Raw genomic sequence first — 13,550 nt, 5'->3', positions numbered from 1 at the left:
GGTCAGCGCGTGATCTTCTTCGCGGCGTCGAGCAGTTGCGTCCAGCCCTCGGCCGCGGACTTGCCCTGTTCGACGGCCTGCAGTGCCGGGCTCGACGCGTTCTCCTGGATCTGGCCGTCACCGGGGCCCTTGTACTGCGGCTTCGCGACCTTCTTGGCCTGCTCGGCGAACAATTGCCCGATCTTGGCGCCACCGAAGTAGGCGTCGGTCTCGCTCAGCAGCGCCGGGTCCTCCAGTGCCTTGACCTGGCTGGGGAAGGTGCCCTTCGCCTTGAACGCCTTGATCTGCTGCTCGGGCGCGGTCAGCCAGGCGGCGAGTTCGGCCGCCTCCTTCGGGTGCTTCGACTGCGTGGGCACGGTGAGGTACGAACCGCCCCAGTTGCCGCCGCCACCGGGGAACGCCGCGGTGACCGCCCACTTGCCGGCGTTCTCCGGACCGGAGTGCTCCTCGATCACGCCGAGCATCCACGCGGGGCACACCTTTGTGGCGAAGGCACCCTGCTTGAACCCGGAGTTCCACTCGTTGCTGAACGCGGTGAGCTTGGCCGACTGTCCCTTCGCGACGGCGCCCGTCACCTTGGTCCACGCGTCCTTGATGCCCTGGTTGGTTTCCACCGCGAGCTTGTCGTCGGTGCCGATGTAGCCGGTGGGGAGCTGGTTGACCATGGCGTTGAAGTTCTGCGCGGCCGAGTCGAACCACGCCTTCCCGCCGGTCTTGGCGACGTACTGCTCACCCGCCGCGAAGTAGCTGTCCCAGGTCGCGAACAGCGGTTTGACCGCTTCGGGGTCGGACGGCATCCCCGCCGCTTCGAGCATGTCCTTGCGGTAGCACATGGCCAGCGGGCCGATGTCCGTGCCGTAGCCGATGACCTTGCCGTCCTTGGTCTTCGCCGCGTCGTACTTCCACCCGAGCCAGCGGTCGGGGGACACCTCCGCCGGGCCGATCTTGGTGAGGTCGTTGAACTTCGAACCCTTGTCGAGGACGTTCGACAGATGCCCTTCCTCGACGGCGGTGACGTCGGCGAGGCCGGAACCGGCGGCCAGTTTCGTGATCAGGTCCTGGTGGTACGGCCCGCCCTGACCGGTCTTGCGGTGGGTGATCTTGATGTTCGGGTGCAGCCGCTCGTACTCGGGAATCAGCTCCTCGTAGCCGAACTCGGTGAACGTCGCCAGTGACAGTTCGACCTTCGCGTTCGGGTCCGACGCGGCGGGCGCGCCGCCGTCGTCACCGCCGCACGCCGCCAGTCCGAACGTCGTCATCGTGATACCCAGTGCCAGCACCAGGCCGTTCCGGATGCTTCTCACGTCGTAGTCCCTTGCTGATGGGGTGAGGAGAAAATGGGAGCGCTCCCAGGATGCGCAGAGTCTGTCGCCAAGGTTTGGCCGTGTCAATAGCTTGTAATGAGAGTGTTTCCGACAGGGGAGCGCTCTCAGTGCGATGGCCCGCCGGACACTAAGCTGTCGGTGTCCGGATGGAACTGAAGAGTGAAGGTGGCGCTGGTGGGGCCTCGACCAGGGGAAGACGGCAGGCCGACGCTGGAAGACGTCGCCGCGTCGGCCGGGGTCAGCCGGTCGACGGCGTCCCGTGCGCTGAACGACGACGGCTACGTCAGCGCGCGCTCCCGCGAGAAGGTCCAGGCCGCGGCCCGCGAACTCGGGTACTCCCCGAACCAGGCGGCGAGATCCCTGGTGACCAAGCGGACCGGCGCGGTCGCGGTCGTCCTGTCGGAGCCGGAGGCGCGGCTGCTCGACGACCCGTACCGCACCGCGGTCATGCGCGCGGGCTATCGCGAGCTCGCCGACATCGGCTGTCAGATGGTCTTGATCTTCAGCGACACCCGCGAAGACCTCGATCGCACGGTCCGCTTCCTCGACGGCGGGCACGTCGACGGCGTGCTGGTGTTCGCGCCGCATCGCACCGACCCGCTGCCCAAGGCGTTGCGGCAGTTGAGGATCCCGGTGGTGTACGGCGGGCAGGCAGCCGGGCTCAAACGCGGTGTCCACGTCGTCGACTTCGACAATGAGGGCGGCGCTAAGCTCGCCGTCGCGCATCTGGTCGAGTCCGGCCACCGGCGGATCGCCACGATCGCGGGCCCGCAGGACCAGAGCGCGGCGATCGACCGGCTCTCCGGCTGGCGCAAGACCCTCCTCGACGCCGGGCTCGACCCCACGGACCTGATGGAGGAGGGCGACTTCACCCTGACCGGCGGAGCGAAGGCGATGTCGAACCTGCTCGCGCGGCGCCCCGACCTCGACGCGGTCTTCGTGGCCAGCGACATGATGGCCCTCGGCGCGCTCCGCACGCTGCATTCCGCCGGACGGCGGATCCCCTCGGACGTCGCCGTCGTCAGTTTCGACGACAACGCGACCCTCGCGCCGGAGATGGACCCGCCGCTGACGTCGGTTCACCAGGACCCGCGAGAGCAGGTCCACGCGATGGTCGAAACCCTGCTCGCGGTGATGGACGACCGGGATCTCAAGCCCCGCCAGCGGATCTTGCCGGTCTCGCTCACGCATCGCGCCTCCAGCTGAGCCGAGGGTGGTCGTGAGTGGCGTTTCGGGTTCTAACCCGAATTGCCACTCACGAAGCTCCTTGTGCGGAGCCGGCCGTTTCGCGTGACTGGACGGACGACACGCGTGACTGGATGGACGGCACGGCTTTCGCGACACGACCCGGCTGGCACACCGAGTGGGTCCGTGACCCGACTGTGACTCGGCGAGCGCTTGACCCGGCTCGTGTTATCGCTAACACTTGCGGCACTCGTCACACGGTACCGGGATTGGGAGACAGGCGATGGCGCGGGAAACCACCGAGAGCAAGCAGGCCAGTCTCACCGACGTGGCCGCGCTCGCGGGGGTTTCGCACATGACGGTCTCGCGCGTCATCAATGGCACCGGGCCGGTCCGCGCCGAGACGCGGGTCCGCGTCAACGCGGCGATCGAGCAACTGGACTACCGGCCGAACTCGGTCGCCCGCGCGCTGGTCACCGGCCGTTCGGGCACGCTCGGCGTGGTCGCGCTGGAGGCCAACCTCTACGGTCCGGCCAGCACTTTGAGCGGCATCGAGCACGCCGCCCGCGAGGCCGGCTACGCGACGACCATAACCAGCATCAGCCGCCCGGGCCGGTCGTCCATCACCGACGCCGTGGAGCGTCTCCGCCGCCAGGCCGTCGAGGGCATCGTCGTGATCGCACCGCACGTCACCGCGGCCCGCGCGCTGGAGGCGGCGCCCAGCGACGTACCGCTCGTCGCGGTCGGCGGTGGTGAGAAGGCGCCGGTCCCGGTGATCTCGGTCGATCAGTACGACGGCGCGCGCCGCGCCACCGAACACCTTCTCGGCCTCGGGCACGACACCGTCTGGCATGTGGCCGGGCCCGAAGACTGGCTGGAGGCGCTCGACCGCGAACGCGGCTGGCGCGAGACCTTGGAACGGCACGGCGCGCCGATCCCGCCCGTCGTCCGCGGTGACTGGAGCGCCCGGTCCGGGTACGCGGCGGGGCGATCCCTCGTCGGCGAAAAGGGACTGGACGCGGTGTTCGTGGCCAACGACCAGATGGCCCTCGGCTTCCTTCGCGCCTGTACCGAGGCAGGCGTGAACGTGCCGGGGGAGATGCGGATCGTCGGCTTCGACGACGTTCCCGAGGCGGCGTACTACACGCCGCCGCTGACGACGGTGCGCCAGGACTTCGTCGAAGTCGGCAGGCGCACGTTCGACCTGCTCCGCCGCCGGATGAACGGCGGTGAGAACCGAGACCGCGACCTGGTGGTCCCCGAACTGATCGTGCGGGAGAGTACCGGTCTTTCGTAGTGCCGAGGGCCGTCCCTGCGGCTCAAGGCGCGAATGTTAACGCTAACTCAATTGATCAGTGTGGATCTAGGAGTCGATGTGGCAAGAAAACCGTGGACGGCGATCGTGGCCGGAGTGGCCGGGCTGCTCCTGCTCTCCGCATGCGGCGGTGGTGGCGGGACGGGTGGCGGCGGCGCCCTCACCCTCGGGTTCGCCCAGGTGGGTGCGGAAAGCGGCTGGCGCACGGCGAACACGAAGTCGATCCAGGAGTCGGCGAAGGCGGCCGGGATCGAGCTGAAGTTCTCGGACGCGCAGCAGAAGCAGGAGAACCAGATCGCCGCGATCCGGTCGTACATCCAGCAGAAGGTCAAGGTGATCGCCTTCTCGCCGGTCGTGGAATCCGGCTGGGACACCGTCCTCAAGGAGGCGAAGACGGCGAACATCCCGGTGATCCTCACCGACCGGGCCGTCGACTCGCCGGACAAGTCGCTGTACAAGACCTTCCTCGGTTCGGACTTCGTCGCCGAGGGCAAGAAGGCGGGCGAGTGGCTGGCCAAGGAGTTCGGCTCGGCGGCGGGCGACGTCAGCATCGTCGAACTGCAGGGCACCACCGGTTCCGCGCCCGCGAACGACCGTAAGAAGGGCTTCGCCGACGTCATCGCGTCGAACCCGAAGTTCAAGGTCGTCGCGTCGCAGACCGGTGAGTTCACCCGGGCCAAGGGCAAGGAGGTCATGGAGGCCTTCCTGAAGTCCCAGCCCAAGATCGACGTGCTCTACGCGCACAACGACGACATGGCCCTCGGTGCCATCGAGGCGATCGAGGCGGCGGGCAAGGTGCCCGGCAAGGACATCAAGATCGTCTCGGTCGACGGCGTCCGTGACGCCCTGCAGGCGCTGGCCGACGGCAAGATCAACCACGTCGTCGAATGCAACCCCCTGCTCGGCCCGCAGCTGATGGACCTGGTGAAGAAGGTCGCCGCCGGGGAGCAGGTGCCGCCGCGCATCGAGACCACCGAGACCGAATTCGACCAGGCCGCGGCGAAGGCCGCGCTGCCGCAACGCCAGTACTGAGCCGATGACGGAAACCCCTGCGATGCTGCGGATGAGCCACATCCGGAAGGAATTCCCCGGCGTGGTCGCCCTCGACGACGTCTCCTTCCGGATGTTCCCCGGCGAGGTGCACGCCCTGATGGGCGAGAACGGTGCCGGCAAGTCCACGCTGATCAAGGTGCTCACCGGCGTTTACGGGGTGGACGCGGGCACCATCGAGCTCGACGGCGCCCGGGTCGCGTTCAGCGGCCCGGGGGAGGCACAGCGTTCCGGCGTGAGCACCGTTTACCAGGAAGTGAACCTCTGCCCGAACCTGTCGGTGGCGGAGAACATCTGCCTCGGCAAGGAGCCGCGACGGCGTGGCCGCATCGACTGGCGCGAGACGCGCCGCCGGGCGGCCGCGCTGCTGGCCAGGCTGGACGTCGAAGTGGACGTTTCGGCCGAGCTGGGCAGTTGCTCGATCGCGGTGCAGCAACTGGTCGCGATCGCCAGGGCACTCGACGTCGAGGCGCGGGTGCTCGTGCTCGATGAGCCGACGTCCAGTTTGGACGCGGGCGAGGTCGAGCAGTTGCTGAATGTGGTGCGTTCGTTGCGGGACCAGGGGATGGCGATCCTGTTCGTCTCGCATTTCATCGAGCAGGTCTTCGCCGTCGCGGACCGGATGACAGTGCTGCGCAACGGAAAGCTGATCGGGGAGTACCGCACCGAGGAGATCACCCCGGTCGACCTGGTGACCAGGATGATCGGCAAGGAACTCGCGGCGCTCGAAGACATCGAGGACGCGGGGCACAGCCGGTCGGACGTCGCCGGGGCGCCCGTCTTCCTCGAAGCGGGCGGCGTCGGCCGCAAGGGCGGTGTCGCGCCGTTCTCGCTCGACATCCGGTCCGGCGAGGTCGTCGGCCTCGCCGGGCTGCTCGGTTCGGGCCGCACCGAACTGGCACGGTTGCTGTTCGGCGCCGATCACGCAGACAGCGGCACGGTGCGGATCGAGGGCGAGCCGGTGTCGCTGAAGACGCCGCGGACCGGCCTCGACCACCGCATCGCGTTCTGCTCGGAGAACCGCAAGACCGAAGGCCTCGTCGAGGAACTCACCGTGCGGGAGAACATCGTGCTCGCGCTGCAGGCCTCGCGTGGCTGGGCCCGGCCGATCCCGCGGCGGCGGCAGGACGAGATCGCCGAGCGCTACATCAAGGCGCTCGACATCCGCCCGGCCAACGCCGAGGCGAAGGTCGGTGACCTGAGTGGCGGCAACCAGCAGAAGGTGCTGCTCGCGCGGTGGCTCATCACCGAACCGCGGCTGCTGATCCTCGACGAGCCGACGCGCGGGATCGACATCGGTGCCAAGACGGAGATCCAGCGGCTGGTCGCGCGGCTCTCGGGGGAGGGGATGGCCGTGGTGTTCATCTCCGCCGAACTCGAGGAGGTGCTGCGGCTGAGCCATCGGGTCGTCGTGCTGCGCGACCGCGCGGTGGTCGCCGTGCTGGACAACGAAGTGCTGACCGCGGACCAGGTGATGGCGACGATGGCCGAAGGAGTCGCACGATGACCAAGCATCGGTTGTTCTGGCCGGTCGTCGCGCTGCTGGCGCTGCTGCTCGGCGACCTCATCGCGCATCCGGCGTTCTTCGCGATCGAATTCCGCGACGGGCATCTCTACGGGAACCTGATCGACATCCTCAAGAACGGCGCCCCGCTGATCCTCATCGCGATCGGCATGACGCTGGTGGTGGCGACGCGGGGGATCGATCTCTCCGTCGGTGCCGTCGTCGCGATCAGCGGCGCGCTCGCGTGCCTGCACCTCAGCGGACTCGGCGATCAGAACAGTGTCGGCGGGACGCTCGCGGCGGTCGGGATGGCGCTGGGGCTCGCGCTCGTGCTCGGTCTGTGGAACGGCTGGCTCGTCGCGGTGCTGGGCATCCAGCCGATCATCGCGACGCTGATCCTGATGGTCGCGGGCCGTGGCATCGCCCAGCTGATCACCGGCGGCCAGATCATCACCGTCAATTCGCATCCGTACGAATGGATCGGCAGCGGGTTCACCTTCGGCCTGCCCAGCGCGATCCTCATCGCGCTGGCCGTGTTCGCCATCGCCGCCGTGCTGGTCCGCCGGTCGGCGTTAGGACTGCTGGTCGAATCGGTGGGCGGGAACCCGGAGGCGGGCAGGCTCGCCGGGCTCAGGTCGGCGCGGCTGATCTGGCTCACCTACGTCTTCTGCGCGCTCTGCGCCGGCATCGCCGGTCTGATGATCAGCGCGAACGTGCACAGCGCCGACGGCAACAACGCCGGGCAGTTCATCGAACTCGACGCGATCCTCGCCGTCGTCATCGGCGGGACGCAGCTGACCGGTGGCCGGTTCTCGCTCACCGGTTCGGTGATCGGCGCGCTGCTCATCCAGACGTTGACGACGACCGTCTACGCGCTCGGCATCGCGCCGCAGGCGATCATGCTGTTCAAGGCCGTGGTCGTGCTGGCGGTGTGCCTGCTGCAGTCGCCGGTGTTCCGCCGGAAGCTCGCCCGGCGGCGGAGAACGGCCCCGCCGTCGCCCGCGGTCCGGCCGGAGAAGGTGGAGGCCGGGGTATGACGACACTCGACCGCATCAAGGGTTACCGTCCCCGGCAGCGGCATCTGCCGATCCTGGCGACGATGGCGATGCTCATCGGCGCGTACGTCTACGGCGCTTCGAGCTACACGGCGTTCGGATCCGGCCAGGTCGTGCTCGACCTGTTCATCAACAACGCCTTCCTGCTGGTCGTCGCCGTCGGGATGACGTTCGTGATCCTCACCGGCGGCATCGACCTGTCGGTGGGCTCGGTGGTGGCACTGTCCACTGTGGTCTCGGCCGATCTGCTGCAGAACCAGGGCTGGCCGGTGCTCGCGGTGATCCCCGCGGTGCTGGCGATCGGCGCGGCGCTCGGCTTCGGCATGGGCGTGCTGGTCCAGGTGTTCGAGATCCAGCCGTTCATCGCGACGCTGATCGGGATGTTCTTCGCCAGGGGGCTCTGCTACACCATCAGCACCCAGGCGTACTCGATCGACGATCCGACGGTCGCGAGCCTCGCGCAGACGCAGATCCCGCTCGGCGGGGAGCTGCACATCTCGATCGGCGTGGTCGTCGCGCTCGTGGTGGTCGGGGCGGCGGCGTACGTCCTGTACGGAACGCGGTTCGGCCGGACGGTGTACGCGATCGGCGGGAACCCGAAGTCGGCGCTGCTGATGGGCCTGAACGTCGGCCGTACGCGGATCACGGTCTACACGCTCAGCGGGTTCTGCTCGGCGCTCGGCGGGCTGCTCCTGGTGCTGTACAAGTCCTCCGGCGATCCGCTCAACGGTGTGGGGCTGGAGCTCACCGCGATCGCGGCCGTCGTCATCGGTGGCACGCTGCTCACCGGCGGCTCCGGCTACGTCCTCGGGACGGTGCTCGGGATCATGGTGCTGGGCATCATCCAGACCCTGATCACCTTCGACGGCACGCTGAACTCCTGGTGGACCTCGATCATCACCGGTGCGCTGCTGTTCGCCTTCATCGTGCTGCAACGCCTCGTCGGGAGGCGGGCGACGTAAGACGGAACACGCGTGATCGAGGCCGTAACTCGCGTGATTGAAGGCGGACCGGCTTCAATCACGCGAGTTACGGCACCAAACACGGGTGATCGTGGTTTTCGACCAGGAATGTGAACGCTAACAATGCGGGGAGAAGAAGTGAGTACAAGGGAGCCGCTGGTCGTCGGCGTCGACTTCGGGACGCTGTCCGGCCGGGCCGTCGTGGTCCGCGTCCGCGACGGCGCGGAACTGGGCAGCGCGGTTTCGGAGTACCGGCACGGCGTGATCGACCGGATCCTGCCGCAGACCGGTCATGGTCTGCCGCCGGACTGGGCGCTCCAGGTGCCGTCGGACTACGTCGACGTCCTCCGCACCGCCGTTCCGGAGGCCGTCCGTGCCGCGGGTGCGGATCCCGCCGACGTGATCGGCATCGGCACCGACTTCACCGCGTGCACCATGGTGCCGACGACGGCCGACGGCACGCCGCTGTGCGAACTGCCCGAGTTCGCCGACGATCCGCACGCCTACGTGAAGCTGTGGCGCCACCATGCCGCCCAGCCGCAGGCCGACCGGATCAACGCGCTGGCCCGGAAGCGCGGCGAGTCTTGGCTGCCGCGCTATGGCGGGCTGATCTCTTCCGAGTGGGAGTTCGCCAAGGCGCTGGAGGTCTTCGAAGAGGCGCCCGAGGTCTATGCCCGGATGCGCCACTGGGTCGAACTCGCCGACTGGATCGTCTGGCAGCTCACCGGAACCTACGTCCGCAACGCCTGCACCGCCGGGTACAAGGGCATCCTGCAGGACGGCCGCTACCCGAGCGCGGAGTTCCTGGAGGAGCTGGCTCCCGGCTTCGGGTCCTTCGTGGACGACAAGCTCGTGCATCCGTTGGGTGCTCTCGGCGCCAAGGCGGGCGGTCTGAGCGCTCAAGCGGCGGAATGGACCGGGCTGCCCGAGGGGATCGCGGTCGCGGTCGGCAACGTCGACGCGCACGTCACCGCGCCCGCCGTCCAGGCGGTGGAGCCGGGGCAGATGGTCGCGATCATGGGCACCTCCACCTGTCACGTGATGAACGGTGCCGAACTGCGCGAGGTGCCGGGGATGTGCGGCGTCGTCGACGGCGGGATCGTGTCCGGCAAGTGGGGTTACGAGGCCGGGCAGAGCGGTGTCGGCGACATCTTCGCGTGGTTCGTCGAACACGGCACGCCCGCGTCGTATGTGGACGACGCCAGGGAGGCGGGGATCTCGGTCCACGAACTGCTCACGCGGCTCGCCTCGATGCAGGAGATCGGCGAACACGGACTGGTCGCACTCGACTGGCACAGCGGGAACCGGTCGGTGCTGGTCGACCACGAACTGTCCGGCGTCGTCGTCGGGCAGACCCTCGCGACCCGCCCCGAGGACACCTATCGCGCGCTCCTGGAGGCGACCGCGTTCGGTACCAGGACGATCATCGAGACCTTCGAACGCGCCGGGGTGCCGGTCACCGAACTGATCGTCGCCGGTGGCCTGGTCAAGAACCCGCTCCTGATGCAGATCTACGCCGATGTCACGAACCTGCCGCTGTCCGTGGCCGGTTCGGCGCAGAGTCCCGCGCTGGGCTCGGCGATCCACGCCGCGGTCGCCGCCGGGGCGCACGCCGACGTCCCGGCCGCCGCGCTCGCGATGGGCTCGGTCCGCCGGGCGGTCCACCGCCCGATCGTCGAGAACGTCAAGGCCTACAACGACCTCTACGCCGAGTACGCCGCGTTGCACGACTACTTCGGCCGTGGGGCCAACGACGTCATGCACCGGCTCGCCGCCCGGCGCCGTACCGTCCGGAAAGGACTGCACCGATGAGCCTCGCCGTGGAGATCACGGACACCTTCGAAGAACTGCGCGACACCGTCGCCCGCTTGCACAGTGAGCTGACCCGCTACGAGCTGGTCATCTGGACCGCGGGCAACGTGTCGGCGCGGGTTCCCGGGCACGACCTGATGGTGATCAAGCCGTCCGGGGTGTCCTACGACGAGCTGAGTGCCGACACGATGGTCGTCACCGACCTGTACGGCGAGGTCGTCCACGGCGATCTCGCGCCGTCCTCGGACACCGCCGCGCACGCCTACGTCTACCGGCACATGCCGGAGGTCGGCGGGGTCGTGCACACGCATTCGACGTACGCGACGGCGTGGGCCGCTGTCGGGGAACCGATCCCGTGCGTGCTCACGATGATCGCGGACGAGTTCGGCGGCGAGATCCCGGTCGGGCCGTTCGCGCTGATCGGCGACGACTCGATCGGCCGGGGCATCGTCGAGACGCTGCGGTCCAGCCGGTCGCCCGCGGTCCTGATGCGCAACCACGGCCCGTTCACCGTCGGCCGCACCGCACGCGACGCGGTCAAGGCCGCCGTGATGGTCGAGGACGTCGCCAAGACCGTCCACCTCGCTTCCGCGCTGGGCAGGCCGGAACCACTGTCCGAACAGGACGTGGACCGGCTCTACGCGCGCTACCAGAACGTCTACGGCCAGCAGGGAGAGAAGTGAGCACACAACGCAAGACCGAGGTCTGGTTCCTCACCGGCAGCCAGGCGCTGTACGGCGAGGAGACCCTCGAACAGGTCGCGGGCCAGTCGTTGCAGATCCAGCGGATGCTGGCCGACACCGGCCGGATCTCGGCGGAGATCGTCGCCAAGCCGGTGCTGACGGAGCCGTCGGCGATCCGGCGCGTGATGCTCGAAGCCAACGCGGACGACGCGTGTGTCGGCGTGATCGCCTGGATGCACACGTTCTCGCCGGCGAAGATGTGGATCACCGGGCTCGACGCACTGCGGAAACCCTTGCTGCATCTGCACACCCAGCTCAACGAGGCGCTTCCGTGGCAGTCCATCGACATGGACTTCATGAACCTGAACCAGGCCGCGCACGGCGATCGCGAGTTCGGCTACATCCAGACCCGGCTCGGGGTACCGCGCAAGACCATCGCCGGGCACGCCGCGGATCCGTCGGTCGCCGACCGGATCGACGCCTGGGTCCGCGCGGCGGTCGGGCGCCAGACCATCGGCTCGCTCAAGCTCGCGCGGTTCGGTGACAACATGCGCGACGTCGCGGTCACCGACGGGGACAAGGTCGAGGCGGAGCTGAAGTTCGGCGTCTCGGTGAACACCTACGGCGTCAACGAACTCGTCGCCCTGGTCGACGCGGTGTCCGACGCGGAGGTCGACAAGCTCGTCGAGGAGTACACCGACACGTACGCGCTCGCACCGGAGCTGACCAAGGCGGGGGAGCGGCACGAGTCGCTGCGGTACGCCGCCCGGATCGAGCAAGGGCTTCGCACGTTCCTGACGAGCGGCGGTTTCGGCGCGTTCACCACGAACTTCGAGGACCTCGGCGGACTGCGGCAGCTCCCCGGCCTGGCCGTGCAGCGGCTGATGGCCGACGGCTACGGCTTCGGCGGCGAGGGTGACTGGAAGACGTCCGCGCTGCTGACGGCGGTGAAGGCGATGGGCCGCGACTCCGAGCGCGGGACGTCCTTCATGGAGGACTACACCTACCACTTCGGCCCCGGCGAGCCGAAGATCCTCGGCGCGCACATGCTCGAGGTCTGCCCGAGCATCGCCGCCGCCAAGCCTTCGTGCGAGATCCACCCGCTCGGCATCGGCGGGCGTGAGGATCCCGTCCGGCTGGTCTTCGACGCCGCCGCCGGTGACGCCGTGGTGATCGGCCTCGCCGACCTCGGCGACCGGTTCCGGCTGGTGGCCAACGAGGTCGAGGTCGTCGCACCGGACGAACCGCTGCCGAATCTGCCGGTGGCGCGCGCGGTGTGGAAGCCGGCGCCGTCGCTGGCGACCTCCGCCGAGGCGTGGATCACCGCGGGCGGACCGCACCACACGGTGCTGACCCAGGCCGTCGGCGCCGAAGCGATCCGGGATTTCGCCACCATGCTCGACGTCGAACTGCTGGTGATCGACCAGTCCACGACGCCCGCCTCGATCGCCGACCGGATGCGCTGGAACCAGGCGTACTACCGGCTCGCACAAGGATTCTGATCGGTCCCCACCGGAAAGAAGGAACAATGAAGTTCACGAAACTGGCTGCACTGGCCGTGGCGGCCGGCCTCGGTGCCGCGCTGACGGCCTGCGGTTCGAGTCAGAAGAGTGTCGATCAGCAGGCGGCCGCGGGAGGTGCCGCGGGCGGCCTCGTCGGCGTCACCATGCCGACGAAGTCGTCGGAGCGCTGGATCCACGACGGCGACAACATCAAGGCGGCGCTGGAAAAGCTGGGTTACCAGGTCGACCTGCAGTACGCCGAGGACGACATCCCCACCCAGGTGAACCAGATCGAGAACCAGATCACCAAGGGCGCGAAACTGCTCGTGATCGCCTCGATCGACGGCACCGCGATCACCACCCAGCTGCAGGAGGCCGCGGACAAGAAGATCCCGGTCATCGCCTACGACCGGCTGATCCGCAACACGCCGAACGTCGACTACTACGCGACCTTCGACAACTTCAAGGTCGGCGTGCAGCAGGCGACTTCGCTGCTCACCGGGCTCAAGGTGCTCAAAGAGGACGGTTCTCCCGGCGAGGGCAAGGGCCCGTTCAACATCGAGCTCTTCGCGGGTTCGCCGGACGACAACAACGCGACGTTCTTCTTCAACGGCGCCATGTCCGTGCTGAAGCCGTACCTCGAGAACGGGACGCTGGTGGTCAAGAGCGGCCAGACCGCGTTCAACGTCGCGGCGATCCTGCGCTGGCAGGCGGCGACCGCGCAGCGGCGGATGGAAGACCTGCTGACCAAGACCTACAGTTCCGGCGACAAGGTCCAGGGCGTGCTCTCGCCGTACGACGGGCTCTCCATCGGCATCCTGTCGGCGCTCAAGAGCAACGGCTACGGAACGCCCGGCCAGCCGTACCCGGTGGTCACCGGCCAGGACGCCGAGGTCGCGTCGGTGAAGTCGATCATCGCGAACGAGCAGTACTCGACGATCTTCAAGGACACCCGCAAACTCGCCGAGACCACGGTCAAGATGGCCGACGCGGTGCTCAAGGGCGGCAAGGCCGAGACCAACAACTCGACGGACTACAACAATGGGCAGAAAGTCGTGCCGGCGTTCCTGCTGGAGTCGGTGATCCTCAACAAGGGCAACTACCAGAAGGAACTCATCGACTCGGGCTACTACAAAGCGGAACAGCTGAGGTAGCGA

11 protein-coding genes are annotated in these 13,550 nt (G+C 68.2%); 10 read left to right on the top strand and 1 reads right to left on the bottom strand.

Features of this window, described 5'->3' with window-relative positions:
• Positions 1–2: 2 nt before the first annotated feature.
• Positions 3–1,304, bottom strand: a complete 1,302-nt coding sequence (locus AORI_RS62560) for an ABC transporter substrate-binding protein (protein WP_016334659.1) — start codon at positions 1,302–1,304, stop codon at positions 3–5.
• Between the two features lie 180 nt (positions 1,305–1,484).
• On the opposite strand from AORI_RS62560, the gene AORI_RS62555 reads away from it, so the two are divergent.
• From AORI_RS62555 to chvE, 10 genes are all read left to right on the top strand, one after another.
• Complete coding sequence (locus AORI_RS62555) at positions 1,485–2,531, top strand: LacI family DNA-binding transcriptional regulator (RefSeq protein WP_016334658.1); 1,047 nt, start codon at positions 1,485–1,487, stop codon at positions 2,529–2,531.
• 262 nt (positions 2,532–2,793) lie between these two features.
• Entirely contained in the window at positions 2,794–3,807 is a 1,014-nt protein-coding gene (locus AORI_RS62550; RefSeq protein ID WP_016334657.1) for a LacI family DNA-binding transcriptional regulator, read from the top strand.
• A 78-nt stretch (positions 3,808–3,885) separates the two neighbouring features.
• Positions 3,886–4,857 (top strand): ABC transporter substrate-binding protein, encoded by a 972-nt coding sequence (locus AORI_RS62545; RefSeq protein ID WP_016334656.1) that lies wholly within the window; start codon positions 3,886–3,888, stop codon positions 4,855–4,857.
• A 22-nt stretch (positions 4,858–4,879) separates the two neighbouring features.
• Entirely contained in the window at positions 4,880–6,382 is a 1,503-nt protein-coding gene (locus AORI_RS62540; RefSeq protein WP_016334655.1) for a sugar ABC transporter ATP-binding protein, read from the top strand.
• Positions 6,379–7,416, top strand: a complete 1,038-nt coding sequence (locus tag AORI_RS62535) for an ABC transporter permease (protein ID WP_016334654.1) — start codon at positions 6,379–6,381, stop codon at positions 7,414–7,416. Before AORI_RS62540 ends, AORI_RS62535 begins: the two co-directional genes overlap by 4 nt.
• Positions 7,413–8,396, top strand: coding sequence for a galactofuranose ABC transporter, permease protein YjfF (gene yjfF / locus AORI_RS62530; protein ID WP_016334653.1), 984 nt, complete (start codon positions 7,413–7,415; stop codon positions 8,394–8,396). The genes AORI_RS62535 and yjfF overlap by 4 nt, the downstream gene beginning before the upstream one ends.
• A 138-nt stretch (positions 8,397–8,534) precedes the next feature.
• On the top strand, positions 8,535–10,208 hold the full coding sequence (araB, locus tag AORI_RS62525; RefSeq protein WP_016334652.1) for a ribulokinase: 1,674 nt from the start codon (positions 8,535–8,537) through the stop codon (positions 10,206–10,208).
• The gene (locus AORI_RS62520) at positions 10,205–10,891 is read left to right on the top strand and encodes an L-ribulose-5-phosphate 4-epimerase (protein WP_016334651.1); all 687 of its coding nucleotides are present in this window, start codon (positions 10,205–10,207) and stop codon (positions 10,889–10,891) included. Before araB ends, AORI_RS62520 begins: the two co-directional genes overlap by 4 nt.
• Entirely contained in the window at positions 10,888–12,393 is a 1,506-nt protein-coding gene (araA, locus tag AORI_RS62515; protein ID WP_016334650.1) for an L-arabinose isomerase, read from the top strand. Before AORI_RS62520 ends, araA begins: the two co-directional genes overlap by 4 nt.
• Before the next feature lie 26 nt (positions 12,394–12,419).
• On the top strand, positions 12,420–13,547 hold the full coding sequence (gene chvE / locus AORI_RS62510) for a multiple monosaccharide ABC transporter substrate-binding protein (protein WP_016334649.1): 1,128 nt from the start codon (positions 12,420–12,422) through the stop codon (positions 13,545–13,547).
• Positions 13,548–13,550: the final 3 nt, after the last annotated feature.

This window comes from Amycolatopsis keratiniphila (genome assembly GCF_000400635.2).
Lineage (GTDB): Bacteria > Actinomycetota > Actinomycetes > Mycobacteriales > Pseudonocardiaceae > Amycolatopsis > Amycolatopsis keratiniphila.
The sequence above is the reverse complement of the archived record's forward strand: the minus strand, read 5'-3'. Positions and strand labels throughout refer to the sequence as shown.